General features: G+C 67.5%; 18 protein-coding genes. 16 read left to right on the forward strand and 2 right to left on the reverse strand.

Features of this window, described 5'->3' with window-relative positions; genetic code table 11:
* Nucleotides 1-8: 8 nt before the first annotated feature.
* The 7 genes from AC1KVE_RS06275 to AC1KVE_RS06305 all read left to right on the forward strand — a co-directional run bounded on the left by AC1KVE_RS06275 (nucleotide 9) and on the right by AC1KVE_RS06305 (nucleotide 10,313).
* Complete coding sequence (locus AC1KVE_RS06275) at nucleotides 9-632, forward strand: HAD family hydrolase (RefSeq protein WP_481092194.1); 624 nt, start codon at nucleotides 9-11, stop codon at nucleotides 630-632.
* A 628-nt stretch (nucleotides 633-1,260) separates the two neighbouring features.
* A complete protein-coding gene (locus tag AC1KVE_RS06280) occupies nucleotides 1,261-3,279 on the forward strand; it encodes a methanol/ethanol family PQQ-dependent dehydrogenase (RefSeq protein WP_481092193.1) in 2,019 nt (672 codons plus the stop codon).
* Entirely contained in the window at nucleotides 3,276-5,036 is a 1,761-nt protein-coding gene (locus AC1KVE_RS06285) for a quinoprotein dehydrogenase-associated putative ABC transporter substrate-binding protein (protein ID WP_481092192.1), read from the forward strand. Before AC1KVE_RS06280 ends, AC1KVE_RS06285 begins: the two co-directional genes overlap by 4 nt.
* A gap of 25 nt (nucleotides 5,037-5,061) precedes the next feature.
* Nucleotides 5,062-5,718 carry a c-type cytochrome gene (locus tag AC1KVE_RS06290; RefSeq protein WP_047128075.1) on the forward strand — a complete coding sequence of 219 codons (657 nt, stop codon included), beginning with the start codon at nucleotides 5,062-5,064 and terminating at the stop codon, nucleotides 5,716-5,718.
* The gene (locus AC1KVE_RS06295; RefSeq protein ID WP_481092191.1) at nucleotides 5,715-6,776 is read left to right on the forward strand and encodes a beta-propeller fold lactonase family protein; all 1,062 of its coding nucleotides are present in this window, start codon (nucleotides 5,715-5,717) and stop codon (nucleotides 6,774-6,776) included. The genes AC1KVE_RS06290 and AC1KVE_RS06295 overlap by 4 nt, the downstream gene beginning before the upstream one ends.
* A 35-nt stretch (nucleotides 6,777-6,811) precedes the next feature.
* Nucleotides 6,812-7,918, forward strand: coding sequence for an S-(hydroxymethyl)glutathione dehydrogenase/class III alcohol dehydrogenase (locus AC1KVE_RS06300; protein ID WP_126965491.1), 1,107 nt, complete (start codon nucleotides 6,812-6,814; stop codon nucleotides 7,916-7,918).
* 10 nt (nucleotides 7,919-7,928) lie between these two features.
* Nucleotides 7,929-10,313, forward strand: coding sequence for a TonB-dependent receptor (locus AC1KVE_RS06305; protein ID WP_481092190.1), 2,385 nt, complete (start codon nucleotides 7,929-7,931; stop codon nucleotides 10,311-10,313).
* Nucleotides 10,314-10,942: 629 nt separating this feature from the next.
* Here the strand turns inward: AC1KVE_RS06305 and AC1KVE_RS06310 are convergent.
* Nucleotides 10,943-12,916, reverse strand: a complete 1,974-nt coding sequence (locus AC1KVE_RS06310; protein ID WP_434982479.1) for a sigma-54-dependent Fis family transcriptional regulator — start codon at nucleotides 12,914-12,916, stop codon at nucleotides 10,943-10,945.
* A 249-nt stretch (nucleotides 12,917-13,165) separates the two neighbouring features.
* Entirely contained in the window at nucleotides 13,166-14,098 is a 933-nt protein-coding gene (locus tag AC1KVE_RS06315) for a carbohydrate kinase family protein (protein WP_003482735.1), read from the reverse strand.
* A gap of 276 nt (nucleotides 14,099-14,374) precedes the next feature.
* Here AC1KVE_RS06315 and AC1KVE_RS06320 point away from each other — a divergent pair, with 276 nt between their 5' ends.
* The 9 genes from AC1KVE_RS06320 to AC1KVE_RS06360 all read left to right on the forward strand — a co-directional run bounded on the left by AC1KVE_RS06320 (nucleotide 14,375) and on the right by AC1KVE_RS06360 (nucleotide 26,662).
* Nucleotides 14,375-15,421, forward strand: a complete 1,047-nt coding sequence (locus AC1KVE_RS06320) for a rod shape-determining protein (RefSeq protein ID WP_003482734.1) — start codon at nucleotides 14,375-14,377, stop codon at nucleotides 15,419-15,421.
* Nucleotides 15,422-15,593: 172 nt separating this feature from the next.
* Nucleotides 15,594-16,859, forward strand: coding sequence for a rod shape-determining protein MreC (gene mreC / locus AC1KVE_RS06325; RefSeq protein WP_481092189.1), 1,266 nt, complete (start codon nucleotides 15,594-15,596; stop codon nucleotides 16,857-16,859).
* Nucleotides 16,856-17,341 carry a rod shape-determining protein MreD gene (gene mreD / locus AC1KVE_RS06330; protein WP_016900812.1) on the forward strand — a complete coding sequence of 162 codons (486 nt, stop codon included), beginning with the start codon at nucleotides 16,856-16,858 and terminating at the stop codon, nucleotides 17,339-17,341. Before mreC ends, mreD begins: the two co-directional genes overlap by 4 nt.
* Nucleotides 17,342-17,344: 3 nt before the next feature.
* Nucleotides 17,345-19,405 carry a penicillin-binding protein 2 gene (gene mrdA, locus AC1KVE_RS06335; RefSeq protein WP_024940728.1) on the forward strand — a complete coding sequence of 687 codons (2,061 nt, stop codon included), beginning with the start codon at nucleotides 17,345-17,347 and terminating at the stop codon, nucleotides 19,403-19,405.
* Nucleotides 19,402-20,520: a rod shape-determining protein RodA gene (rodA, locus tag AC1KVE_RS06340; protein ID WP_054591925.1), complete on the forward strand. Its 1,119-nt coding sequence runs from the start codon at nucleotides 19,402-19,404 to the stop codon at nucleotides 20,518-20,520. The genes mrdA and rodA overlap by 4 nt, the downstream gene beginning before the upstream one ends.
* A gap of 321 nt (nucleotides 20,521-20,841) precedes the next feature.
* Nucleotides 20,842-22,242 (forward strand): glycoside hydrolase family 28 protein, encoded by a 1,401-nt coding sequence (locus tag AC1KVE_RS06345; protein WP_481092188.1) that lies wholly within the window; start codon nucleotides 20,842-20,844, stop codon nucleotides 22,240-22,242.
* A 403-nt stretch (nucleotides 22,243-22,645) separates the two neighbouring features.
* Entirely contained in the window at nucleotides 22,646-23,785 is a 1,140-nt protein-coding gene (gene mltB, locus AC1KVE_RS06350; protein ID WP_184457196.1) for a lytic murein transglycosylase B, read from the forward strand.
* Nucleotides 23,782-25,197, forward strand: a complete 1,416-nt coding sequence (locus AC1KVE_RS06355; protein ID WP_481092187.1) for a septal ring lytic transglycosylase RlpA family protein — start codon at nucleotides 23,782-23,784, stop codon at nucleotides 25,195-25,197. The genes mltB and AC1KVE_RS06355 overlap by 4 nt, the downstream gene beginning before the upstream one ends.
* Before the next feature lie 259 nt (nucleotides 25,198-25,456).
* A complete protein-coding gene (locus AC1KVE_RS06360) occupies nucleotides 25,457-26,662 on the forward strand; it encodes a D-alanyl-D-alanine carboxypeptidase family protein (RefSeq protein ID WP_016900824.1) in 1,206 nt (401 codons plus the stop codon).
* Nucleotide 26,663: the final 1 nt, after the last annotated feature.

Consider the following 26,663-nt stretch of genomic DNA (forward strand, 5'->3'; position numbering starts at 1 on the left):
CCTCACGTATGGATGCCATGGCCATCACACAGATCTCGCCCGCGTTGTCCGGCTACCGCCATTGGGTGTTCGACATGGACGGCACGCTGACCGAAGCGGTGCACGATTTCGCGTTGATCCGACGCGCGTTGGAGATCCCGCCCGAGGCGGACATCCTGCACTACCTGGCATCGCTGCCGGCCGAGCAGGCCGCAGCCAAACACGCCTGGTTGCTCGCGCACGAGCGTGAACTCGCACAGGCCGCACAGCCTGCGCCCGGTGCAGTGGCGCTGGTGCGTGCGTTGCAGGCAGCCGGATGCCGGCTCGGCATGCTCACCCGCAATGCGCGCGCATTGGCGCAGGTGACATTGCAGGCGATCGGCCTGCACGATGCATTCGCCTGGGACGACATCGTCGGCCGCGATGAGGCCGCCCCCAAACCCGCACCCGATGGCTTGCAGTATTTTGCGCAACGCTGGGCGGTGGAGGGCACAGCACTGGTCGTGGTCGGCGATCACCACAACGACCTGGCCTGCGGCCGTGCAGTCGGTGCCTGCACCGTGCTGGTCAACACACCCGGCGATCCATGGCCCGGTCTTGCCGACTGGCGATTGCAGGATTGCACGCAGTTGCTGGCGCAGTGGAACCGCTAGCGTGAGCTTTGGCGAGTAGGCCAGGCGCGCGAAGCATGGAGTGCGATGCGTGGCTGGCCGCGTGTCGCTGGATGGCGATGGCGATGGCGATCAGGACACCGTCATCGCATTGGAAGTGACATGCGCTCGAAGGGGCGTGGACGCTGCTGAATCTTGCAACGCGTCATCAGCAAGCCGGACAGCACACGGCTGTCTGCGCCGTACCCTCATCCGCCCTTCGGGCGCCTTCTCCCGAAGGGAGAAGGGAAGCGCGGCAGCACCCCGTTCGACGACGTAGCTGGCCTTCGGTGAGGTGTTGCCTTGCGCAAGCCACAGCAAGCTATGTCGCCTCAAGCGTGCAAGGTGCGCAGCACTGACCGACAGGCAGTCCCACCCCCGCTGCACCATCCATGTCACAGCACGCCCGGCGCAAACTGTGCCAGAACCGTGACAGTGCGCCTTGCGCAAGCGACTGCCATCACATCAAACCCTGCTGCTCCAACATGGTGCGTCGCACCAGTGCGCTGGCATGGCGTTTGCTCTTTCCCTCTCGACGTTTCCGACGTCCGCGGTGCAACTGGCGGGTGCAACGCCTGCGCTGCGGGATGTTTCAACCGACTGGTTGTTCAATCGAGAGGGGTAGACGCATATGCACCAATCTTCCTGTCGCAGCCTGCGCAGCAGTGTGCTGCTCATGCTTGCGCTGAGCGCCGCGTTGGCCGGCTGCAAGAAAGACGCCGCCACGGAAACGACGACAACGCCCGCACCGGCCGCCAAACCCGCCGCGCCGGCGGCCGCCGCCGTGGTCGATACCGACAGCGAGTTCACTACCAATGCCAGCAACCCGGACAACTGGGGCGGCATCGGGCGCGACTTCGCGCTCACCCGGCACAGTCCGCTGGCCGAGATCAATCGCGACAACGTCAAGAACCTGAAGATGTCGTGGGAAATGAAGACCGATGCCACGCGCGGCCACGAAGGTCAGCCGCTGGTGATCGGCAGCGTCATGTACATGGTCAGCGCGTATCCGAACAACGTATTCGCCATCGACCTGGCAGCGCAGGACGACGGCGGCAAGGTGTTGTGGAAGTACACCCCGCAGCAGGACGAACGCTCGGTGGCGGTGGCGTGCTGCGATACGGTCAACCGTGGCGCCTCCTATGCCGATGGCAAGCTGGTGTTCGGCAGCCTGAGCGGCGATGTGATCGCACTCGATGCCAAGACCGGCAAGGAAGTGTGGAAGCAGAAACTTGCGCACCCGGACAAGGGCGAAACCATCACCATGGCGCCGATCATCGCCGACGGCAAGGTGGTGGCCGGTATCAGCGGCAACGAGTTCGGCGTGCTTGGGCGTGTCGCTGCCTACAACCTGGCCGATGGCAAGCAGGCCTGGTCCTGCGATGCGGCCGGTACTGACAAATCGATCTGCCTGGGTGCGGATTTCAACAAGGCCAACCCGCAGCATGGCCAGCTCGGCGATCTGGGCGTCAAGACCTTTCCCAACGACGAATGGAAGCGTGGTGGCGGTGCGGCCTGGGGCTGGTACAGCTACGACCCGAAATTGAAGCTGCTCTACTACGGCACCGGCAATCCCGGCCTGTGGAGCCCGTCGTATCGCTGCGGCAAGACCTCGCAGGAGGAATGCAACAACGGCGAGCATGACAACAAGTGGTCGATGACCCTGTTCGCGCGCAAGATCGATACCGGCGAAGCGGTGTGGGGCTACCAGAAGACGCCGTTCGACCAGTGGGACTACGACGGCATCAACGAGCCGATCCTGGTCGATCTGAACATCGACGGCAAGCAGGTGCCATCGGTGGTGCAGTTCGATCGCAACGGCTTTGCCTACGTGCTCGATCGCCGCGACGGCACCTTGCTGCGCGCGCACAAGTTCGTGCCGGCCAACTGGGCCGAACGCATCGACATGAAGACCGGCCGCCCGGTCAAGGTGGCCGCGCATTCGCCGCTTGAACGCGGCAAGAAGGTGCAGGCCTTCCCGTCGGCGATGGGTGGCAAGGACCAGCAGCCGTGCTCGGTGGATCCGGCCAACGCGGCAGTGTTCTTCTGCGGCACCAACAACTGGCATATGGAGCTGGAACCGCAGGAACGCGGCAACACCATGATGGGCCTGCCCTACGTGTTCGCCAACGTGATGATGAAGCCCAACGAGCCGGGTGCACTGGGCATCGTCAAGGCCTTCGACGTGGTGGAAGGCAAGTCCAAGTGGGAGATCAAGGAGAAGTTCCCGGTGTGGAGCGGCACCCTGGTCACCGACGGCGGGCTGGTGTTCTACGGCACGCTGGATGGATGGTTCCGTGCGGTGGACAAGGACACCGGCAAGAAGCTGTGGGAGATGAAACTGCCCTCCGGCATCATCGGCAACCCGATCGCCTACAAGGCCAATGGGCACCAGTACGTGGCGGTGTTCTCCGGCATCGGTGGCTGGATCGGTCTGCCGGTGGCCGCAGGTCTGGATCCGTCCGATCCGTATGGCGCGCTGGGCGCAGCCGGTCTGGCATTCGGTGCCGGCTTCGACAAGATCCCGCTCGGCGGCATGGTGCACAGCTTCCGGATCGATGGTGCCGGCAAGACCGTGACCGCCAGTGCCACCGCCACGGCGGCTGCAGGCGGCGGCACCGCCAACACCGCAGCGAAGACCGCACGATGAGTTCCACGCAAGGCGTTGGACGCGCGCACCGGCAGTTCGCTGCCGGTGCGCGTGGCATGCACCGGCAGCTGTGTCGGCTGCTGGTGCTTTGCAGCCTCGGACTCGTCGCCGCAGGCTGCACCCGCGAGCCGTCCTCACCGACGGCTCGCGCTTCTGCTTCCGCTGCGGCGCCCGCGACGGCGGCCTCCACTGCGGCACCGGCCACGGCCAGTGCTCCACCGCCAACGCCCGATCCGCACGTGCTGCGGGTCTGCGCCGACCCGGGCAACATGCCGCTGTCCAACAAGGCCGGCGAGGGCTTCCAGAACAAGATCGCGCAAGTCGTGGCCGATGCCATGGGCCGGCGCCTGGAATACGAGTGGCGCACCTATTACCAACGCGGGCTGGCACGCAGCACGATCACTGCCGGCCGCTGCGATGTGTTGATGGACCTCAACAGCGATTTCGAGCAGGGCCTGACCACGCGCCCGCTGTATCGCTCGGCCTATGTGCTGGTGACGCGCAAGGGCCTGGATCTGGTGCCGACGTCGCTGGACGATCCGGCGCTGAAAAAACTGCGGCTGGGCGTGTTCCAGAGCTCGCCCGCACGCCAGGCCCTGTACGAGCACGGCATCAGCGGCCAGGTGCAATACCTGTTCTACGACTCGGCCACGGCGCCGGAAGAACATCCCGGCAAGCTGGTCGAGCGCGTCGCCGCCAATGAACTGGATGCGGCCGAATCCTGGGGCCCGGTGGCCGGTTATTACGCGCAACGCGGTGGCCTGGGCATGGTGCCGCTCAATACCATCGACGATGCGGTGCTGGAGTATTCGATGGCGTGGGCGGTGTCGCGCAAGAACGCGGACCTGCGCGATGCGTTGAACACGGCCATGCAACAGAGTTCAGCAAAGATCGCCGAGATCCTGCGCAGCTATCACGTGCCGCTGGTGCGCTGTGGCGACTGCGTGGTGGCCGGCGATCTGGCCGCGCACGGGCCGTATGCCACGCCGACGCCGGTGTCCAAGGCGCCAAGCCCGGCCGCGTCCTCGCAGGAGCTGGCGCAGCTGCAACTGCGCATCGCCGACGGTGCCGACCCGAACCAGGAACTGGCGCATGCGCTGGATGCAGGCGACGCGGTGCGTGCGGCGTGGCTGTTGCGGCATGGCGCCGATGCCAACCGTCCCAACCTGCTCGGCGAGCCGCCGTTGCATCAGGCCATCCGCAACCAGGAACCGGATCTGGTCGGCCTGCTGCTCGATGCCGGCGCACGCCTGGATGCGCGCGATGGCAGCGGCTGGACCGCCTTGATGAAGGCGGCCTGGGCCAACGATGCCGGCAGCGTGACCAGGTTGCTCGGCAAGCGCGCGCCGGTGGACACCGTCTCCAGTGATGGCTGGAGCGCGCTGGACCTGGCGGTGTCCTACGCCGATGTCGGTGTGGTGCAGGCCTTGCTCAAGGCGGGCGCGGATGTACGGGGTGCCAATGCCACCGGCTTCACGCCGGTGATGTTTGCGGTGGCGCGCGACGACCCGGCGATTCTCGATGCGGTGCTGGCCGGCGGTGCCGACGTCGGCCACGCCAACCAGGCCGGCGTCACCGCATTGATGCTGGCCGCCGCGGCCGGGCGCGACGCGGTGGCCAAGCGCCTGCTGGCGGCCGGCGCCGACCCTGCCGCACGCAATCGCGACGGCAAGACCGCCGCTGCATTAGCGCAGGCGCGCGGCGATAACGCGCTGGCCACGCTGCTCACCGAGGCCAGGCACCCCTCCCGGCAATGACCGTGTCACCCGCCGCGCGCACGGGGTGCGCGGTGCTCCCTCCGATCAGAAAGGTTCGTTCATGCGCAAGTCCACCGTGGGTTGTTTCGATCGTTCCATGCGCGCACCGCTGTGCGCGGTGATGCTCAGCGTCGTGTTGGCCGCCTGCGGCAAGGACGCACCGCCGCCCGCGCCCGCGCCTGAGGCGGCCACCGCACCGGCTGCCAGCCCGCCGGCGCCGGCCACCGGCACTGCCGCGCCTGCGCCTGCGGCGGCGAGCGCCGCGGTGCCCAACCCGGCCGCCGGGCCTGCGCCGGATCCGGCCACGCCGCCCGCAGCGCCGGCCACCGTGGTGCCGATCCCGAAGGGGCCGGAGGTCAAGGTCACGCCCGAGCTGATCGCCGAGGGCAAGAAGATCTATTTCTCCGCCGGCTGCAATGCCTGCCATGGCGGCACCGGTGGCGGCGGCATGTGCCCGCCGTTGACCAACGACATCTGGGTGTATGGCAGCGACGACGACACCTTGCGCACGCTGATCAGCGAAGGCACCGCCGCGATGATCACCCACGGCAAGACCCGGGTCGGGCATGAAAAGGTGGTCGGGCAGATGCCGCCGTTCGCGCCGGTGCTCAAGCCGGGCGATACCGAAAAACTGCTCGCCTTCATCCATTCGATCAACAAGACCGCGGGCAAGGCGCAATGAGGCCAGTGGCAACCGGGTGGCGGTGCCTGCTTGCGGCAACTGCGCTGGGCGCGCTGCTGGCCTTGGCCGGTTGCCGGCGCGATGCGGAGCCGCCGGCGTCCAACGCTGCGCCGGCGGCAGCGTTGCCTGCAACGAAGGCCGCGGCACCGGTGCCCGCAACGCCGCCGGTATTTGCCTATGTGCCCAACCAGCGCAGCGGCACGGTGTCGGTGATCGATACGCACACCGACACGGTGGTGCGTACGCTCAGTGCGCAGGGGCAACTGGGCAAGCGTCTGCAGCAGGTATTGCCGGGCCCGCAGGGGCATCTGTACCTGATCGATGCCGAGCATCACCGCCTGATCGAACTCGATACCGACAACGACGCGGTGCTGCGCAGCGTGGAGATCGGCGAGAACGCCGAAGGCATTGCGCTGTCGCCGGACGGCAAGCAGTTTGCGGTGTGTGTGGAAGGCCAGAACCAGGTGATGTTGATCGATGCGGCACAGTTCAGCGTGCAACAGGTGATCGCCACGCGCGGGCAGGCGCCCGAGCACTGCGCCTACACGCCGGACGGGCAGTGGCTGCTCACCAGCAACGAGGGCTCCAACGACATGGACATGATCGAGCTGGCCACCGGTCGCTCGCGCGGCGTGGTCGCCACCAGCGGCCATCCGCGCGGCATGGCGTTCGCGCCCGACGGGCACAGCGTCTACATCGCGCAGGAAACCGCCAATGTGGTCGACGTGATCGACCTGCAGACGCGCCAACGCCGCGCCAGCCTGCCGGCCGGCGTGCGCACGGCGGGCGTGGCATTGTCGGCCGACGGCACGCGGCTGTATGCGTCCAACGGCGGTGCCGGCACGCTCAGCGTGATCGATACCAACACTGCGCGCAGTCTCGCCGAAATCGCGGTGGGGCTGCGGCCGTGGAATCCGGCGCTGACCCCGGCCGGCGACAAGCTGTATGTCGCCAACGGGCGCTCGAACACGGTCAGCGTGATCGACACCGTCGCGTTGCGCGAGATCAAACAGATCCCCGTCGGCGAACTGCCGTGGGGCGTGGTCATCGCGCGCTGAGCGGCGGGCATGCCGCTCAGCGCCAGGGAGGCCGGATGAAGACACGCGCTGCGGTGGCATGGGGTCCGCACCAGCCGCTGACCATCGAAGAGGTGGACCTGCAGCCGCCGCGGCCCGGCGAGGTGCTGGTGCGCCTGGTCGCCACCGGAATCTGCCATGGCGATGCGCATGCATTGGCGCATGCGCAGGCGGGCAGCTTCCCGGTGATCCTGGGGCAGGAAGGCGCGGGCATTGTCGAGGCGGTCGGCATCGGCGTCACCAGCGTGCAGCCCGGCGATCACGTCATCCCGCTGTACATGCCCGAATGCGGCGTGTGCAAGTTCTGCCGCTCCGGCCGCACCAACCTGTGCCAGGCGATCCGCAGCAGCCAGGAGCGCGGGCTGATGCCCGATGGCAGCAGCCGGTTCTCGCTGCACGGCCGGCCGATCCTGCATCACATGGGCATCAGCACGTTTTCCGAATACACCGTGGTGCCGGAGATCGCGGTCGCGCGGATCCAGCCGGAGGCAGCGCTGGATCAGGTCTGCCTGCTCGGCTGCACGGTCACCACCGGCGTCGGTGCGGTGCTCAACAGCACGCATGTGCGGCCCGGCGATTGCGTGGCGGTGTTCGGCCTGGGCGGCATCGGCTTGTCGGTGGTGCAGGGCGCGGTGCTGGCGCAGGCCGGGCGCATCATCGCGGTGGATATCGACCCGGCCAAGTTCGCGCTGGCGCGCGCGTTGGGCGCCACCGATTGCCTGGATCCGCGCGACTACGGCGCACCAATCCAGCAGGTGATCGTGGACCTCACCGATGGCGGCGCCGACCACAGCTTCGAATGCGTGGGCGATGTCGGCGCGATGCGCGCGGCGCTGGAGTGCTGCCACAAGGGCTGGGGCGAGAGCGTCATCCTCGGCGTGGCCGACGACGCGCAGGAAATCAGCACGCGCCCGTTTCAACTGGTGACCGGGCGGGTGTGGCGCGGCAGCGCCTTCGGCGGAGTGAAGGGGCGCAGCGAATTGCCCGGCTATGTCGCGCGCTATCTGCGCGGCGACATCCGGCTGGCGCCGTTGATCACCCGCACGCTGGCGCTGGACGACATCAATCAGGCGCTGGCGGACTTGCGTGCGGCGCGCGGCATCAAATCGATCGTGCTCTATTGAGGAGACGCAGATGGCAGCAGGCACACGCAGCACGGCAAGGTTGCACCATCACGCACTGGCAGGCGCCTGCGCCAGCGCCTTGCTCGCAAGCAGCGCGCTGGCAGTGGCGGCCGATGCGCCGCAGGTGACCTGGCTGGACCGCATCGAGGTCACCGCCACGCCGATCCCAGGCACCACCATCGATGCGGCGCAACTGCCGTACATGGTGCAATCGGCCACCAACAGCGAGCTGTCGCGCGCGCGCAGCAACAACCTCGGCGATCTGTTGCAGCGGCGCTTCGTCGGCGTGGATGGCAACGATGTGCAGGGCAGCGCGTTCCAGAACGATCTCACCTTCCACGGGTTTCGTGCCTCCGCCTTGCCCGGCGCCTCGCAAGGCGTGTCGGTGTATCTGGATGGCGTGCGTTTCAACGAACCGTTCGCCGACATCGTCAGCTGGGACATGCTGCCCGAGTCGGCAATCAACGCAGTCACTCTGATGCCCGGCTCCAATCCCTTGTTCGGGCCGAACACGCTCGGTGGCGCGGTGGTGTTGTCTACCGCATCAGGCCTCACCTCGCCGGGAGTGCAGGGCGAGCTGAGCATCGGCAGCGGCGCGCGCAAGCGCCTGGACGCCAGTTATGGGCTCGCCAGTCAGGACGGTTGGCATGGCTTCGTCGCGGTGACCGGTTTCGACGAGAACGGCTGGCGCGATGCCTCCGAGGGCCGCCTGGGAACCGTGTTCGGCAAGGTCGGCAAGCAGGGCGAGCAGACCGACTGGAGCCTGTCGCTGCTGCACGGGCGCAGCCGCCTGATCGGCAATGGCCTGCTGCCGGATACGCGCTTCACCGACGATGGCCCCGAGCCCGGCCTGTATCGCGCCGACCGCCGCGCGGTGTACACCTCGCCCGATCTCACCCGCAATCGCAATACGCTGTTCACCGCGCAACTGGACCATCGCTTTGATGCGGACACCGCGTTGCATGCACTGGCCTACGCACGCGTGGGCCGCCGCGACACTGTCAATGGCGATATCGGCGAGGACTACGAAGAATTCGTCGAAGAATGCGCCTCCGGCTATGCCGCCGATGGCGGCGCGCTGGATGCCGATTGCGATGTCGCACGCGCCGATGCCGATGCATTGCCCACCGGCGCGCTCAATACCACCCAGATGCGCCAGGAGGCGCAAGGCCTGGCAGTCAACCTGAGCAGCCAGTGGGGTGCGCATGCGCTCAGCACCGGCGTCACCTTCGATCGTGGCCACGTGCGCTATCAGCAATTCGCGCGCGACGGCTGGGTGCAACCGGACCGCTCGGTCGCTGCCGATCCGGATGCCGAGCGCGCGTTCTTTTCCGGCGTGCGCGGCAGCACCAAGACGCTGGGCGTGTTCGTCGCCGACACCTGGGCGCTGGACGCTGCCACCCATCTCAGTGCCGCAGTGCGCTGGAATCGCGTGGTGGTGGACAACATCCTTTCCACCGCCGACGACGGCGACCGCCCACGCGAGCGTTTCGTCTATGCCAAGGCCAATCCGTCCTTGGGTCTGACCCATCGGCTCGATTCGGGGCTGACGCTGTACGGCTCGGTCGCGCAAAACAGCCGTGCACCGACCGCGATCGAACTGGGCTGCGCCGATCCCACCCAGCCATGCCGGTTGCCGACCGGCCTGCAGGCCGACCCGCGCCTGGAGCAGATCGTCTCGCGCACGTACGAGCTCGGCGCGCGCTGGGCACCGTCGGCCGACAGCAACGCCAGCCTGTCGGTGTACCGTGCCGACAATCGCGACGACATCCTGTTCCTGCGCGCCCCGGACACCCAGCTGGGTTACTTCGACAACGTCGGCCGCACCCGCTACCAGGGCGCGGATCTGGCGCTGCGCCTGCGCAGCGGCGACTGGCAATGGTCGGCCGGCTACAGCTTCCTGGATGCGACCTACCGCAGCGATGGCGAGCTGCTGTCCGGCGAGCGCGTGATCGCCTTGCGGCCAGGCCTGCGCATCGCCGCATTGCCGCGCCACAACCTCAAGCTCGGCGTGGAATGGCAGCACGATGCGCTGACCCTGGGCGCCGGGGTGCGTGCGGTGTCCGGGCGCGTGGCCAGCGGCAACGAGGATGGCCAGGTCGACAATGCCGACGACGACGAGCCCGCACCCGAGCGCATCGACATCGGCACCGCCGGCTACGCGCTGGTGGATCTGCAGGCGCGTTGGCAACTGGGCGCGCGGCTGTCGCTGTTCGCCCGCATCGACAACGTCTTCAACCGCCGCTATGCGACCTATGCAGCAGTGGCCGAAGACGTGTTTCCGGACGGAGCACTCGCGCGCCCGCAGGACGCGCCAGTGGAAACCGGCCCGGCGCGGTTTCTCGCACCAGGTGTGCCGCGGCAGTATCTGATCGGCATACGCTGGGCGTTATAAGGCTGGGGATTTGGGATTGGAGATTAGGGATTCGCTAGGCGCAAGGTGAAAAGTGCAAAGTGCAAAGTGCAAAGTGCAATCGCCAGTCGCCCGCAGCGTTATCTGGATGGTGCCGAGCTGCGCTAGTCGAGGGCGCGGTGCCCTCACCGCTCGCGGGACACGCCGTAAACCCGTCCCTGGGGGCTCGGTGGCGGCATCCATGCCGCCACACGGTCCCGCAAGCGGTGAGGACACCGCACCAGACAGTTGATTGGTTGCCTTGTTTAAAACCATGCACACCGACCATCTCGACTGGCCCTTGCCCGCCCACCGTCGCGGGACCTTACGCGGCATGGATGCCGCGTAAGAGCCTACAAGGACGTACTTGCGGCGTGTCCCGCGATGGTGGGCGGGCAAGGGCCCTGCAGCCAAGCCCCAAATCATCCGCTCCACAGTCGCGGCATGTACGCATGCTAGATGCCGCACCAAACAACAGCAGCACCCGCCTGATGAGGGAGAGGGAGTTTTCTAATCGCTCCAGGTACCAGCGCTAAGAGATCCTGCCTTGGCTCTGACGAATCCCCAATTCCGAATCCCGAATCCCTGCCCCTCAATTCCCCAATTCCGAATCCCAAATCCCCGCCCCTCAATCACCCGGTATCCAGGCCATGCTTGCGCAGCTTGCGATACAGCGTATTGCGACTGATGCCCAGGGCATCGGCGGTGCGACTGACATTCCAGCGGTGGCGTTCGAGTTGTTGCTGCAGCACCAGGCGTTCGGCCTGGTCGAGTGCGGCGCGGCCGGGCATGTCGTCGGCGGCCACCGCGCCGCCATCGACCAGGCACGGTGCGCTGCCAGCGTCAACGATTTCCTGCGGCAGATTCGGCAGGCGGATCACTCCGTCGCTGCACAATACCGCCGCCGTGCGCAGCACATTACGCAACTGGCGCAGGTTGCCCGGCCATGCGTAGCTCAGCAGCTTGTGCATCGCTTCCTCGCTGATGCGCACGCTGTGCTCGCTGGTTTCCTCGCGTAGCAGCGTGCGGATCAGTTCGGCCTTGTCGCTGCGCTCGCGCAGCGGTGGCAGGTGCAGCACCACGCCATTGAGCCGGTAATACAAATCCTCGCGAAACTCGCCGGCCGCCACCCGCTGCGCCAGATCGCGATGGCTGGCGCTGATCACGTGCAGCTCCAGCGGCACTGCGCGTTCGCTGCCCAGTGGGGTGACGCATTGTTCTTCCAGCACGCGTAGCAGGCGGCTCTGCAAGGGCAGCGGCATGTCGCCGATTTCATCCAGAAACAGGGTGCCGCCGCTGGCCTGCAGCAATTTGCCATGGCGGCCTTCGCGCGCGGCATCGGTGAACGCGCCGCGCGCATACCCGAACAATTCGCTCTCGATCAATGCCTCGGGAATCGCCGCGCAGTTGATCGCCACGAATGCACCGCCGGCCCATGGCGAGCCGCGGTGCACCGCCTTGGCAAATTCCTCTTTGCCGGTACCGGTGTCGCCGCACAGCAGAATCGACACCCGATGCGCAGCCAGCTTCAAGGCATTGGCCAGGTTGTGGCGCATGCGCGAATCCGAGCCGACATGCTCGCCGGGTTGCAGCTCGGTATCCGGTGCCAGCTGCGCCGGCCCACCCACCGCCGGCAGCGCAGCGCGCGCGCGCGGCGGGCGCACCAGTGCGTAGAACCGTCGCCCATGGCAGGCGCAGCGGATCGACCACAAGGTGCCGGCATCGCTGCCGGCGCGGTGCTCGAGGGTGTCGAAATCCAGCTGCATCACCTGCGCGATGTTGCGGCCCACCAGCTGGCTGCGATCGATCTTGCCCAGTTGCTCCAGCACCGCCTCGTTGACTGCCAGCACGCGGCCATCGGTATCGATCGCGATCAGTGCCTCGTGCAGCAGGCCGGCGAACTCGGGCCGGCTATGAAAGCGCAGGATGAAGGCATGGCCGAACTGGTTGAGGAAATGCGAGCGCGAGATCTGCGCCGCCGACATGCTCACCAGGGCCACGGTGTGGCGCTGGATCTGCTTCCCGTCCTGCGCATTGGGGGTGGACGCATCCAGCACCGCCAGCAGCCCGCCATGCGGGTCCAGGATCGGCGCGCCGCTGCACGACAGCGGCAGATGGCGGGTCAGATAATGTTCGCCGCGGTGCACGCTGACTGCGGTGCGTTCGGCGGCGCAGGTGCCCAGGCCGTTGGTGCCCTGGTGACACTCGGCCCAGCTGGCGCCGCAGAACAGACCGGCCTGGCGGAATTCGCGCAGCAGGGTGGGGTCGTGCACGCTGTGCAGCACGGTCGCCTCGGCATCGGCAAAGATCACGGCGTAGCCGCTGCCGGCGATCTGCTCGTAGAGGTTTTCCATCTCCACCTTGGCAATGCGCAGCACATCGCCCAGACGTTGCTGGCGCTCGCGCACGTGCAGCGCATCGTGCACCAGCGGCTCGGGGGCTGCCTCGGGCAACAACGCGTAATCGTCCAGGCAGCGCCGCCACGAGCGCGACAGTGGTGCGGCAAGCGGCGCGATGTCGCGCAACCGGCGGATCTGCCGGAGCGCATCCGGTTCGATCTCCGGCAGGGCGATGGACGTGGCGGCGACAACGCTTGGCTCGGACATGGGCCAGCGTTCCTCAGTGAGCGCGAAGCGTCAGTAGAGGCACAGATCGGGCCGATGCTCAAACTGCATTGCAGCAATTGCGGTGCCGACGCGCCCCTTTCCTGCGGGAGCGGGGGTGCGGTGAGGGGGCGGTGCGAAACCCGAAGCTGTTCAACTTGCACGGGGCTTCGCCCGTCCCCTCATCCGCCCCTGTGGGGCACCTTCTCCCGAGGGGAGAAGGGCACAGCGCTGATCAGCGGTGGTGCCGCGTCAGAGCGCGTAGCCGAACTGCTGCTTGAACTGGTCGTTGAACTCGGCAAAGTCGAACCGCTGGTTCTGCGTGCCCGGGTGCTCCACCTTCAGCGCGCCCATCAGGTTGCCCATCCGCCCGATCGTCAGCCAGTCGTAGCCGCCCTGGATGCCGTAGATCAGGCCGGCGCGGAAGGCGTCACCGCAGCCGGTCGGGTCGACCACGCGGCGCTCGTGCGCCGGCGGGATGTCGTAGGTCTTTTCCGGCGTATGCACCAGTGCGCCCTTGGGGCCCTGCGTGGTGATGTAGGCCTGCACGCGCGAGACGATGTCCTTCTCGTCCCAGCCGGTGCGTTCCTGCAGCAGGTTGGATTCGTAGTCGTTGACCACCACGTACTGGGCCTGCTCGATGAACTGGCGCAGTTCCGGGCCATTGAACAAGGGCATCGCCTGGCCGGGGTCGAAGATGAAGGGGATGCCGGCGGCAGCGAACTCTTCCGCATTCTGGATCATGCCCTCGCGCCCATCCGGGCCGACCAGGCCCAGGGTCACGCCCGGCACATCCTTCACGTGGTTCTCGTAGCTGCGCATCATCGCGCCCGGATGGAAGGCGGTGATCTGGTTGTTGTCGTGGTCGGTGGTGATGAAGGCCTGCGGGGTGAACAGGTCGTCGATGATCTTCACCCGCGACAGGTCGATCCCCAGCGTTTCGAAATGCTCGCGATACGGGCCGAAGTCCTGGCCCACGGTGCCCATCGGGATCGGCGCGCCGCCGAGCAGATGCAGGTTGTAGGCGATATTGCCGGCGCAACCGCCGAACTCGCGGCGCATGCGCGGGACCAGGAACGACACATTCAGGATGTGCACCTTGTCCGGCAGGATGTGGTTCTTGAACTGGTCCGGAAACACCATGATGGTGTCGTAGGCGAGGGAACCACAGATCAGTGCGGACATCGAGTCAGGCCTTTGCGTTGGGAAATACCCGCCAGTTGCCGGGCATGGCAGCGGGACGGCGCGCGCGCCGCGGCGCAAAGGGTAACGGCTGCGACCGATCAGGGCCACAACCGCATGCCATGCCCGGCGTGACCGGCACATGAAAACGACGCCGCAACGGCCGATTTTTCCTTGCCCGCACCGGGGGGGATTGCTAGGCTAGTGGACTTCGTTTTCTGCCCAAAATTTCGCCAGTCTGGCGGCGGGCACGCGACTTACCCAGGAACAACTCCCTCGATGTTCAAGAAACTCCGCGGCATGTTCTCCAACGACCTGTCCATCGACCTGGGCACGGCCAATACGCTGATCTACGTACGCGGGCAGGGCATCGTACTGAACGAACCTTCGGTGGTGGCGGTGCGTCAGGACCGCGCAATCGGCGGCACGCGCTCGGTGGCCGCCGTCGGCGCCGAGGCCAAGCAGATGCTTGGCCGCACCCCGGGTCACATCACCACGATCCGCCCGATGAAGGACGGCGTCATCGCCGACTTCACCTACACCGAGGCAATGCTGAAGCACTTCATCAAGAAGGTGCACAAGTCGCGCTTCCTGCGCCCGAGCCCGCGCGTGCTGGTGTGCGTGCCGGCCGGTTCCACCCAGGTCGAGCGCCGCGCCATCAAGGAATCGGCGGAAGAAGCCGGTGCGCGCGATGTGTATCTGATCGAGGAACCCATGGCCGCGGCGATCGGTGCCGGCATGCCGGTGACCGAGGCGCGCGGTTCGATGGTCATCGACATCGGCGGCGGCACCACCGAAGTGGCGGTCATCTCGCTCAACGGCATCGTCTACTCGCAGTCGGTGCGCGTGGGCGGCGACCGCTTCGACGAGTCGATCACCAACTACGTGCGCCGCAACCACGGCATGCTGATCGGCGAAGCCACCGCCGAGCGCATCAAGCTGCAGATCGGCTGCGCCTACCCGCAGGACGAGGTGCAGGAGATGGAAATCTCCGGCCGCAATCTTGCCGAAGGCGTGCCGAAGATGATCAAGATCAACTCCAACGAAGTGCTCGAGGCATTGCACGAGCCGCTGTCGGGCATCGTCTCGGCGGTCAAGCTGGCGCTGGAACAGACCCCGCCGGAACTGTGTGCCGACGTGGCCGAGCGCGGCATCGTGCTCACCGGCGGCGGCGCACTGCTGCGCGACCTGGACCGCCTGATCTCCGAAGAAACCGGCCTGCACGTACAGGTCGCCGACGACCCGCTCACCTGCGTGGCCCGCGGTGGCGGTCGCGCGCTGGAGCTGGTGGACATGCACGGCAACGAGTTCTTCGCGCCGGAGTGAAGCGTTCGGGATTGGGGAGTCGGCATTCGGGATTCGCAAAAGCGGTTCCGGCCCACGGCCCGGTAGGACTGCTCCGCAGTTCCGCGAGTTCACGTTTTAGCCGCATTCGTATCGGGGGCAGCCAACCGCTCCCCGAATCCCCAATTCCGAATCTCCAATCCCGGCCCTGACAGTGCCCTCCTACGCCGGTCCTCCCGTCGCCTCCCGTCCGGGCGAAGTCACCTCCACGCTGCGGCTGCTGGTCTATCTGGTGCTGGCGATCGTGCTGATCGCGCTCGATAGCCGGGGGGGCTGGCTGAGCCAGGTGCGTCTGCAGGCCAACCTGCTGATCCAGCCGATCTGGGCGGTGGCCGGGTTGCCGGGGCGGATCGGCTCGCAGGTGCGCGACAACGCCGCCACCCATGCGCAGCTGGTGGAAGAAACCCGTACCCTGCGCAATCAGTTGCTGGTGGCCAATGCGCGCCTGACCCGGCTACAGACCGCTGCGCTGGACAATGCGCAGCTGCGCGAACTGCTCAACGTCGCCGAGCGCCGCGGGCTGGACGTGCAGCTGGCGCCGATCCTGGATATCGACCTGGACCCGACCCGGCAACGCCTGCTGCTGGACGCCGGCAGCCGCGATGGCGTGCTGCTGGGCCAGGCGGTGATCGATGCCGGCGGGTTGATGGGCCAGGTGATCGAAGTGACCCCGCTGCATTCGACCGTGCTGCTGCTGACCGACCCCGACCACGCGGTGCCGGTCAGCGTGGCGCGCAACGGCGTGCGCCTGATCGTCTACGGCCGCGGCGACCGGCTGGAACTGCGCGACATCCCGCTCAGCGCCGGCGTGCAGGTGGGCGACGAAATCGTCACCTCCGGCCTCGGCGGCCGCTTCCCGGCCGGCTTCCCGGTCGGCAAGGTCTCCGAACTGCATCCGGACGATACCCACGCCTTCCTGGTCGGCGAACTGACCCCGGCCGCCAAGCTCGATCGCGGCCGCGATGTGCTGCTGCTGCGCGCGGGCAAGCCGCTGCGCGTGGTGCCTGGGGCCGGGATTGGGGAGTCGGGAGTTGGGATTGGTCACGGAAACAGCAACAGCAACAGCAACGGCGTCGCGGCGGCGGCCGGCGCGCCGGTGACTGCGACACCGCGCACGCCTGCGGGCGGTGTTTCCAGCACAGCGACTGATACCGCGCGCCCGACGGCCGCCGCAGCATCGGGCACCGGTACCTCGGCGCCTGCACGGTCCGCAGCGACACCTGCCGCGCCCGGCGCGCTCCCGTCCAGTGCGCCAGCGTCCGGCCGCCCGGCCAGCACGTCCGCCCGGCGTCCCGCATCGACTGCATCCAACGGCCCGAATCCCGATTCCCGTTCGTCCCCGCCACAGGGCGCTGCTTCCAGCCAATCCCCAATCCCCACTCCCCAATCCCGTCCGGCTCCGCAGGAGACGGACCAATGACCCGCATGCGCAACACCTGGATCCTGCCGGCGAGCATCGTCATCGCGCTGGTGCTGGGCCTGTTGCCGCTGCCGGTGGTGGTGCAGCCGCTGCGTCCGTACTGGCTGGCGCTGGTGCTGGCGTACTGGGTGATCGAGGAGCCGGACCGGGTCGGGCTGGGCATTGCCTTCGTGGCCGGTGTGCTGGCCGACCTGCTGTATGGCGGGCTGCTCGGCGAGCAGGCGCTGCGGCTGGTGATCATGACCTTCATCCTGCAGCGCTTCCGCGCGCGGATGCGCTTCTTCCCGGTCTCGCAGCAGGCGCTGGCGATCGGCGGGCTGCTGCTCAACGACCGCATCGTCTCCTCGGCCGTGCATCTGGCGGTGGGCGAGCCGACCCTGCCGTGGAGCTACTGGTGGGCGCCGCTGCTGGGCATGGCGCTGTGGCCGCCGCTGTTCGTGTTGCTGGATGCGGTGCGGCTGGGCAAGCGGAGCAAGAAGTAAGCCATGCACGGGCGTCGTCACCCGAAGAACCCGCACGCGGAGGCCGAGCAGTTCCGCCGGCGTGCGGTGCTGGGCTTTGTGATGGTGGTGATCTGCCTGGTCGGGCTGGGCGGCTGGTATTTCAAGCTGCAGGTGCTCGACCACGAGGTCTATGCCACGCGCTCGGAAGCCAACCGCATCAAGCCCAAGCCGGTGGTGCCCGGGCGCGGCATGATCTACGACCGCACCGGCCGGCTGCTGGCCGAGAACGTGCCGGCCTTCCGCCTGGACGTGACCCCGGACAAGGTCACCGACATGGACGCCATGCTGGCCGCGCTGGGCAAGGTGATCCCGATCGCGCCGGAGGATCTGGAGCGCTTCAACCGCGAGCGGCGCGCACGCCGCAGCTTCCTGCCGGTCACCCTCAAGCTGCGCATGAGCGATGAGGAAATGGCGCGCTTTGCGGTGGAGCGCTGGCGCTTCCCCGGCGTGGAGCTGGAGCCCTACCTGACCCGCCGCTACCCGTACGGGCCGCTGTTCGCGCACATCATCGGCTACGTCGGCCGCATCGACGAGAAGGACCTGGCGGTGCTGGGCGAGGGCAATGCCGCGCTCACCCACATGGGCAAGTCCGGGCTGGAGCGCTACTACGAGCAGGACCTGCGCGGCCAGGTCGGTTACGAGCAGGTCGAAACCAACGTGCAGGGGCGGGCGATCCGCACCGTCGGCCGGGTCGCGCCGCAGTCGGGCGCGGACCTGCGCCTGTCGGTGGATGCCGACCTGCAGCGCGCGATGGTGGCCGCGTTCGGCGAGCACGAGGGTGCGGCGATCGCGATGGACCCGCGCACCGGCGAGATCCTGGGCATGGTCAGCCTGCCCAGCTACGACCCCAACCTGTTCGTCAACGGCATCTCGCATACCGATTTCCGCATGCTCAACGACAACCCGTCGCGGCCGCAGTTCAACCGGCTGGTGCTGGGTGGCGTGGCGCCGGGCTCCACGCTCAAGCCGCTGATCGCGCTGGCCGGCCTGGACAGCGGCCTGCGTCGGCCGGAAGACCGGGTGCTGTCCACCGGCATGTTCTATCTGCCCGGGGTCAGCCGCGGCTGGGGCGATTCGCATCGCGGCGGCCATGGCTGGACCGATCTGCGCAAGTCCATCGCCCAGTCGGTCAATACCTATTACTACCGGCTGGCGGTGGACATGGGCATCGAGCGCTTCGACCACTACCTGGGCGAGTACGGCTTCGGCCAGCCGACCGGGGTGGACCTGCTCGGCGAGATCGGCGGCATCCTGCCGTCGCCGGCCTACAAGTACAAAACCCGCAAGGAGCGCTGGTATCCCGGCGACACCGTCAACATCGCCATCGGCCAGGGCGACTGGAAGGTGACCCCGCTGCAACTGGTGCGCGGGGTGTCGGCGATCGCCAGCGGGCTGCTGCTGCGCCCGCACCTGGTGCTGGAGCAGCGCACCGGCTTCGATCACCCCTGGCAGCCGATGATCCAGCCGCCGGGCAAGCCGATCAGCCCGAGCGCGGCGCACCTGCAGGTAGTGCGCGAAGGCATGATGGACACCATGCGCCCGGGCGGCACCGGCTATGCGATCACGCCGGGCGCGCCGTATCAGATGGCCGGCAAGACCGGCACCGCGCAGGTAGTCAGCCGCAAGGGCGTGGCCGCGGTGGACCCGCGCAGCCTGCCGCTGCATCTGCGCCACCGTGGCCTGTTCGTCGGCTTCGCGCCGGCCGACAACCCGGTCATCGCAGTGGCGGTGGCGGTGGAGGGCGGTGGTTTCGGTACCAGCTCGGCAGCGCCGATCGCACGCAAGATCTTCGACGCCTGGTTGCTCGGCAAGCTGCCCGCCGGCCTGGAGCCGCTGGACAGCGAGCTCGGCATGACTGCGGTGGGCGTCAACCAGTTCGAAGCCGGCGCCACCGATGCGCGCCAGGCCGGCGATGCGGCCGCGGCCACGCTGGACGAGCTGCCGGTGGTGATCGGCCAGACTGCGGTGGCGTTGGACCCCAACACGCCGGCGCAGCCGGTGGTGCCGGATGTGCCCGATGCGGTCCAGGAGACCGACCATTGAGTGACATCCTGCGCTGGCTGGTGGACATGGTTGCGCGTTTCACGCGCAGCCTGGACTGGGTGCTGTGCCTGGCGCTGGGTGCGCTGATGGTGATCGGCCTGTCGGTGCTCAAGAGCGCGGGCGGCGCCGCCAACGGCGATCATCTGGTGATGGCGCAAGCCGTGCGCTTCGTCATCGGCCTGGCTGCGATGTGGGGCATTTCGCGCATGTCGGTGCTACGCCTGCGCGCCTGGACGCCGTGGGTGTACGGCCTGTCGATGCTGCCGCTGCTGGCGGTGTTCGCGCTGGGCACCGGCAAGTACGGACGCCAGTGGCTGGACCTGAAACTGTTCTACCTGCAGCCGGCCGAACTGCTCAAGATCAGCCTGCCGATGATGGCCGCCTGGTATCTGCACCGCATGCCGTTGCCGCCGCGCATCTCCACCGTGCTGGTGACCGGCGTGATCATCGGCGTGCCGACCGCACTGATCATGCTGCAGCCGGACTTCGGCACCGGCGTGCTGATCGCCGCCAGCGGTGTGTTCGTGCTGCTGCTGGCCGGCCTGCCGTGGTGGTGGGTGGCGGTGGGCGTGGGCGGCGTCTCGGCGGCCGCGCCGGTGGCCTGGTTCTGGCTGCTGCGGCCGTACCAGAAGGACCGCATCATGATGTTCCTCAACCCGGAAAACGATGCGCTGGGCGCCGGCTGGAACATCATCCAGTCCAAGATCGCGATTGGCTCGGGCGGTTTCGACGGCAAAGGGTGGGGGCTGGGCTCGCAGTCGCATCTGAACTTCATTCCCGAACAGACCACCGACTTTGCGTTCTCGGTGCTCAGCGAGGAGTTCGGCTGGATCGGCGTGGCGACCGTGCTCAGCCTGTACCTGATCGTGATCGCGCGCTGCCTGTGGATCGCCGCGCAGGCGCGCGACACCTATTCGCGCCTGGTCGCCGGTGCCACCGGCCTGGCCTTCTTCGTTTACGTGCTGGTCAATGGCGGCATGATTTCCGGCCTGCTGCCGGTGGTGGGCGTGCCGATGCCGCTGATGAGTTACGGCGGTACCTCGGCGGTGTCGCTGCTGGCCGGGCTGGGCCTGGTGATGGCGGTCAAGGCGCACCGCCCGGTGCACGGCTACTGAGCCGGCGCGTTCTGCAGCCGACGCTGACAGGCACTCACCCGTGTCGAAAGAACCAATCACACCTGGCCAGGCGCACTACGCCGCTGGCGACAGGGGCATGACACGCAGCTGACGCTGCGCAAGGCGCGCGCGGTTCTGCGCGCTGCGTTGCAATGACGACCTCCCGGCACGGGGCCGCTTCGCGCATGCGGTATCGGGTTCGCTCGCCTTCTGTGAATGGGTGCGTCGCTCCGTAGAGTCCGATGCGCCGCCGTCCTGCGCGCGGCCGGGTCGCGTTGCAGCTGCAGGCGCGCGCCATTCCTCTTCCAGGTGAGCTCTTCCATGAAACTGCCAACCGCCGCGATCGGCGGTGTCTGTCTTACGTTCGCCGCTCACGCCGGCGCCATCAACCTTGCCACCGGCGATACGCGCGCGGTCTCCGAGCCGGCGATTCCCGCCACCTGCCAGCCGGTGAGCGCCAGCCATACGCCAAGCGGGCGGCTGTTCGACGCCGCGCTGGAAAGCGCGCCGCCCGACACCAAAGCCATCCAGGCCGCGCTGACTGCCTGCACCGGCAAGAACGGCAGCGTGCTGCTCAAGGCCGGCACCGGCAACGCGTTTCTCAGCGGCCCGCTGACCATTCCCACCGGCGTCACCCTGGTCGTCGATCAGGGCGTGACCCTGTACGGCTCGCGCAATCCGGCCGACTACGGCAGCGGTTGCGGTGTCGCAGGCGCCAAGAGCGGCGGCTGCCTGCCGCTGATCAGCGTCAAGGGCACCAGGTCGGGCGTGATGGGCGTACGCACCGGCGGGCGCCAGGGCACGATCGACGGGCGCGGCGATCTGCCCATGCTCGGCAAGAGCACCACCTGGTGGGAGTTCGGCGAAAACGCCAAGGCTGCCGGCCAGGTGCAGAACAGCCCGGACCTGATCAAGGTGCAGAACTCCAACACGTTCACCCTCTACAACGTCAATCTGATCAATGCGGCGTACTTCCATTTCTTCGCGCATGTCGTCGATGGCCTGACCATCTGGGGCGTGCGGGTGAAGTCGCCGGCGACCAGCCCCAACACCGATGGCCTGGACCTGGACAGCGTGGTCAACGCCAGCCTGGTCGACAACGATGTAATGGGCGGCGACGACTGCGTCGCGATCAAGACCATTGCGTCCAGGTCCGGCAACATCAGCGTGCGCGACAACCGCTGCTACGGCACCCACGGCATCTCGATCGGCAGCGAGGTGATGTCCGGGGTCAACAACGTGCTGGTCGACAACAACGCCATCACCGCCACCGACGATGCCGGCAACCGCAGTACCGACAACGCCGGGCTGCGCATCAAGACCAGCCTCGCCAAGGGCGGCCCGGTCAGCCTGGTCACCTATCGCAATACCTGCCTGTACGGGGTGACCAGCCCGCTGGTGATCAACCCGTTCTATTCGGTGGGCGGCAGCGGCACCAAGCCCAGCTTCGCCGGGGTCGTCGTCAACGGCCTGCGTACCACCGGCGATGTCGGCCTCAAGGGCAAGGGCTGGATCCTGAAAGGCTTCGACGCGCAGACGCCGCTGGACCTGACGCTGGCCAATGTGGCCACTGGCAATACCGCGGTCTCCGCCAGTGATGCGCAGATCGGGCTGAGCAACAGCGCGCTCACCCCGACCGGCAGCAACGTCACCACGTCCAGCGTGCAACTCAGTGGCAGCGTACCCACCTGCTCAACTGCGCCACGCTTCCCGGCCCTGTGATCGACCAGGCGCGGCCACCGGCCGCGCCTGACGGCCTGAGTGACATCAAAGGAAGCAAAACCTGCCACTCATGCGGTCAGATGAAGAGGCCAGAAGCAGGCCCACGGCATGCCGCAAAACGCAAAGCCTCGACAGCCCCTGGCCCGGTCCACCAGACAACCCCGGTCGGCACACGAGCACCCCCGCACCCCGCACCCCACAATTCCCGAGTCCCGAATCCCGAATCCCGAATCCCGAATCCCCATTCCCCATTCCCCATTCCCCATTCCCCATTCCCGGGCAGCACCCAAACCAATCCCCAATCCCCCTCCCAAATCCCCGCCGCTCAGAGCGGCAAGCTAAAGCTCTTTCCTTTCATGGTCTTATTGCCAGAAGTTCATCTGTTCTCTGTTACCCTCAGCCGATGATTCGACGCACTCTGACCTGCCTGCTCACCCTCGGCCTTGTCGCCTGCGCGACTCAGCCCAGCCCTCCGACCCCGCCGCCGGCCGCCAGCGCGCCCCCGGCCAAGCCGCCGAGCGCCCCGGTCGCGCCCGTCAGTGCCGCCGCCGAAGCGCCCGCGCTGCCGCCGGTGGACCTGACCCCGGTGCCGTTCGAGATCGCCCGCGCCAACTTCGTGCGCGACACCGCCGCCAAGTACGGCATTGACGCCGCACAGATCGAAGCAGTGCTGGCGCAGGCGCAATTCAAGGACGCCATCGTCACCGCGATGTCGCGCCCGGCCGAGCGGGTCAAACCGTGGAACGAATACCGCCCGATGTTCATCACCCAGGCGCGGATCGATGGCGGCCGCAAGTTCCTGGCCGAGCATCGTGCTGAGCTGAGCAAGGTCGAAGCGGCCACCGGCGTGCCGGCGCAGGTGATCGTGGCCATCATTGGGGTAGAGACCAGTTACGGCAGCAATGCCGGCAAGTACCGCGTGCTGGACGCGCTGTACACGCTGGCGTTTCGCTACCCGCGCAGCGGCGACCCGGCCAAGCTCGAACGCGAAGTGCGTCGCGAGCTGTTCTTCCGCGATGAACTTGGCCAGCTGTTCGCGCTTGGCAAGGAAGAGCAGCTCGATGTCACCACGCTGATCGGCAGCTATGCCGGCGCGATGGGCATGGGCCAGTTCATGCCGTCCAGCTACCGCCAGTTCGCCGTCGACGGCGATGCCGACGGCAAGCGCAACCTGTTCACCGACCACAACGACGTGTTTGCCTCGGTCGCCAACTACTTCGTCAAGAAGGGCGGTTGGGTGCGCGGTGGCCAGGTCGCGGTGCCGGCCACGCTGGCCGCCGGCCACGAGGAATTCAATCCCACCGACTGGTCGCCGGTGTACACGCTGGCCGACCTGTCTGCGCGCGGCTATCACCCGAATGCGCCGGTGGTGGCCGGCAGCATCGCCACCCCGATCACCCTGGACGATGCCAACGGCAAGCAGTACTGGCTGGGCTTCCAGAATTTCTACGCGATCACCCGTTACAACATTTCCAAGATGTACGCGATGGCCGTGTTCCAGCTGTCCGAGGCCATCGCCGGCAAGGAGTTACCCCCGGCATGAACAGCACGACAGGCCCCAAGTGGCTGATCCCGATGGCGCTGATGCTCGGCCTGGCGGCCTGTAGCAGTGCACCGAAGAAAAGCGCCGGCACCGGCGGCAGCGGCGCGATCAAGGGCGTCAAGGTCGACGGCAAGGGGCCGGCGTATGTGGCCACCGGTTGCCCCTCGACCTCGCCCTACGCACCCGCCAAGGAAGACCCGTCCACGCGCGGCGACTACACCGCCGGCGGCCTGTACAAGCCCGGCGTCAAGGACACCACGCCGGACCACGTGCCCAACGTGGCCTGCATCCCCGAACCGCTGGTCACCAACGAGCCGCGCTCGGCGGTGGGCAACCGCTCGCCGTATGAGGTGCTGGGCAAACGCTACGTGGTGATGGACAACCCCGGCGACTATGTCGAACGCGGGACCGCCTCGTATTACGGCAGCAAATTCCACGGCCGGCTGACCTCCAACAAGGAGGTCTACGACATGTACGCCTTCACTGCCGCCCACAAGACCTTGCCGTTGCCCAGCTTCGCCCTGGTGACCAACACCGACACCGGCGACTCGGTGGTGGTGCGCGTCAACGACCGCGGCCCGTTCCACGATGGCCGCGTGATCGATCTGAGCTACGCCGCTGCGGTCAAACTGGGCATCACCGGCAAGGGCACCGGCAACGTCGAGGTACGCGGCCTGACCGAAGCCGACAACGGCAATCTGCTGGCCAAGCGCCGCAGCGGCCGCGCGCCGGTCAGCACTGCGGTGGCCGCCGCACGGCCGGCCGCCAGTGCCAGTCAGATCGATGGGTTGGTGCAGCGCCTGCCCACCCGCACCGTGCCGGCCGCCGCCCCGCGCGCAGTGGCCGCCAGTGCCGCCGCTCCGGTGGCCGCCGCAGGGGCGGGCAGTGCAGGGGCCGCTGCGATTCCTGAGGGCGAGCGTTGGCGCTACCGCGTGGCCGATTCGCGCCAGCCCGGCAACGCCGACAACTTCGATGCCTGGATGAAGTCGCAAGGCGTGCGCGTGGCCACCGGCAAGCCGGCTGCCGCCGCGCCGCGGCCTGCCTCGGCTGCCCCGGTCGCGGTGGCGCCAGCCGCCCCGGTCGCGGTGGCGGCGATCAAGCCCGCCGACAGCGCGCCGGCACGTCCGCTCAGGAGCGAACCGGTACCGGTCAAGGCGCCGAGCGTGGCCGAGGCGGCACTGGGCGACATCCTGTTGCAGGTGGCCAGTTTCGCCAGCCGCGAGAACGCCAACCGCGCGCTGTCGCAGCTTGCCTCGGCCGGGATCGCCGGTGCCAGCGTCAGCGACATCGTCAGCGGCGGTCGCACCTTGTGGCGGCTGCGCGTCAATGCGCGCGATCACGCCAATGCCTCGGAAATCGCGCAGCGCATCGCCGGCCTGGGCTTCGGGCGCCCGCAGATCGTCGCCAACTAGCCACGATCGATCCGGCAGCCAAGGCGTCGGTGGGTAGGCCGGCGCCCGCTATCGACAGCTAGCGTCGGGCAGCCGAAATCACGACGCGCCCCATGCAGCTTGCTCGATCGCCCAGTGCGTCAGCCACGTTCGGCGCGTCGTCTGCCCCCATCGCTGAACTGCGCAGGCGCGCGCAGCATCGCGTGCGTCGCCCTGATCGCCGTGGCGCCTTACAATTTCGCATTACCCAGCCTTCGGGCCCGTCAGGAGTCGTTCTTCAATGAAATTCCGCTTCGCCGCCGCTGCGGTGGCCACGTTCGCCTTTGGCCTGGTCTGCGCGCAGACCCCTGCGCCGCAGCCGACGCCTGCCGTTGCCGCTGCGCCGGCCGCCGTCCCGGTTCCGCCCGCACCCGCGCCGGCGGTGTCCAAGTCCTGGATCCTGATGGATTACGCCACCGGGCAGGTGCTGGCCGGTGAAAACATCCACCAGCAGCTGGCGCCGGCCAGCATCACCAAGGTGATGACGTCCTACGTGGTCGCGGCCGAAATCAAGAATGGCAAGGTCAAGCGCGACGACCAGGTCATGATGAGCGAGCGCGCCTGGCGCGAGGGTGGTGCCGGCACCGACGGCAGCTACAGCGGCTTCCCGGTCAACCAGACCGCGCGTCTGGAAGACATGGAAAAGGGCATGGCGATCCAGTCCGGCAACGATGCCGCGATCGCCCTGGCCGAGCATGTCGCCGGCAGCGAAGAAGCCTTCGCCTCGCTGATGAACAGCTACGCCGCCAAGATCGGCATGAAGGACTCCTACTTCGTCAACGCGCACGGCCTCAGCGCCGAAGGTCACCATTCCACCGCCTACGACCTGGCGATGCTGGGCCGCGCGATGGTGCGCGATTACCCGGAGACCTATGCCTACAACAAGATCAAGGAATTCCAGGTCGGCAGCATCAAGCAGAACAACCGCAACCTGCTGTTGTGGCGCGACCCGGCGGTGGACGGCATCAAGACCGGCCACACCTCCGAGGCCGGCTACTGCCTGCTGAGCTCGGCCAAGCGCGGCGACCAGCGCCTGGTGGCGGTGGTGATGGGCGATTCGTCCGAGCGCCAGCGCGCCGACGACAGCCTGGCCCTGCTCAACTGGGGCTTCCGCTTCTTCGAAACCCACAGCCTGTACGCGCCCGGCAAGGTCGTGACCAAGCAGAAGGTCTGGAAGGGCCAGCAGGACGAAGTGCAGCTCGGCGTGGCCCAGCCACTGCTGGTCAGCCTGCAGCGCGGCCGCTACAACGACCTCAAGCCCAGCATGGAAGTGGCCAAGAACCTGCAGGCCCCGATCAAGCAGGGCCAGCAGATCGGCACCGTCAAGGTCAGCCTGGACGGCAAGATCATCGCCCAGGCCCCGCTGGTCGCCATCAACGCAGTCGAGGAGGGCGGATTCTTCAAGCGCCTCTGGGATGCGTTCTGGATGTGGTGGGAATCGGAGTGAT

It is taken from the genome of Xanthomonas sp. NCPPB 2864, from assembly GCF_056675615.1.

Excerpts from the sequence above, each read along its gene's own strand:
- AC1KVE_RS06345 (WP_481092188.1), top strand. The coding sequence starts at position 20,842 with ATGAAACTGCCAACCGCCGCGATCGGCGGTGTCTGTCTTACGTTCGCC.
- AC1KVE_RS06305 (WP_481092190.1), top strand. The coding sequence starts at position 7,929 with ATGGCAGCAGGCACACGCAGCACGGCAAGGTTGCACCATCACGCACTG.
- AC1KVE_RS06295 (WP_481092191.1), top strand. The coding sequence starts at position 5,715 with ATGAGGCCAGTGGCAACCGGGTGGCGGTGCCTGCTTGCGGCAACTGCG.
- AC1KVE_RS06310 (WP_434982479.1), bottom strand. The coding sequence starts at position 12,916 with ATGTCCGAGCCAAGCGTTGTCGCCGCCACGTCCATCGCCCTGCCGGAG.
- mreD (WP_016900812.1), top strand. The coding sequence starts at position 16,856 with ATGACCCGCATGCGCAACACCTGGATCCTGCCGGCGAGCATCGTCATC.
- AC1KVE_RS06275 (WP_481092194.1), top strand. The coding sequence starts at position 9 with ATGGATGCCATGGCCATCACACAGATCTCGCCCGCGTTGTCCGGCTAC.
- AC1KVE_RS06355 (WP_481092187.1), top strand. The coding sequence starts at position 23,782 with ATGAACAGCACGACAGGCCCCAAGTGGCTGATCCCGATGGCGCTGATG.
- mltB (WP_184457196.1), top strand. The coding sequence starts at position 22,646 with ATGATTCGACGCACTCTGACCTGCCTGCTCACCCTCGGCCTTGTCGCC.
- mrdA (WP_024940728.1), top strand. The coding sequence starts at position 17,345 with ATGCACGGGCGTCGTCACCCGAAGAACCCGCACGCGGAGGCCGAGCAG.
- AC1KVE_RS06360 (WP_016900824.1), top strand. The coding sequence starts at position 25,457 with ATGAAATTCCGCTTCGCCGCCGCTGCGGTGGCCACGTTCGCCTTTGGC.
- AC1KVE_RS06285 (WP_481092192.1), top strand. The coding sequence starts at position 3,276 with ATGAGTTCCACGCAAGGCGTTGGACGCGCGCACCGGCAGTTCGCTGCC.
- AC1KVE_RS06280 (WP_481092193.1), top strand. The coding sequence starts at position 1,261 with ATGCACCAATCTTCCTGTCGCAGCCTGCGCAGCAGTGTGCTGCTCATG.
- AC1KVE_RS06320 (WP_003482734.1), top strand. The coding sequence starts at position 14,375 with ATGTTCAAGAAACTCCGCGGCATGTTCTCCAACGACCTGTCCATCGAC.
- AC1KVE_RS06315 (WP_003482735.1), bottom strand. The coding sequence starts at position 14,098 with ATGTCCGCACTGATCTGTGGTTCCCTCGCCTACGACACCATCATGGTG.
- AC1KVE_RS06300 (WP_126965491.1), top strand. The coding sequence starts at position 6,812 with ATGAAGACACGCGCTGCGGTGGCATGGGGTCCGCACCAGCCGCTGACC.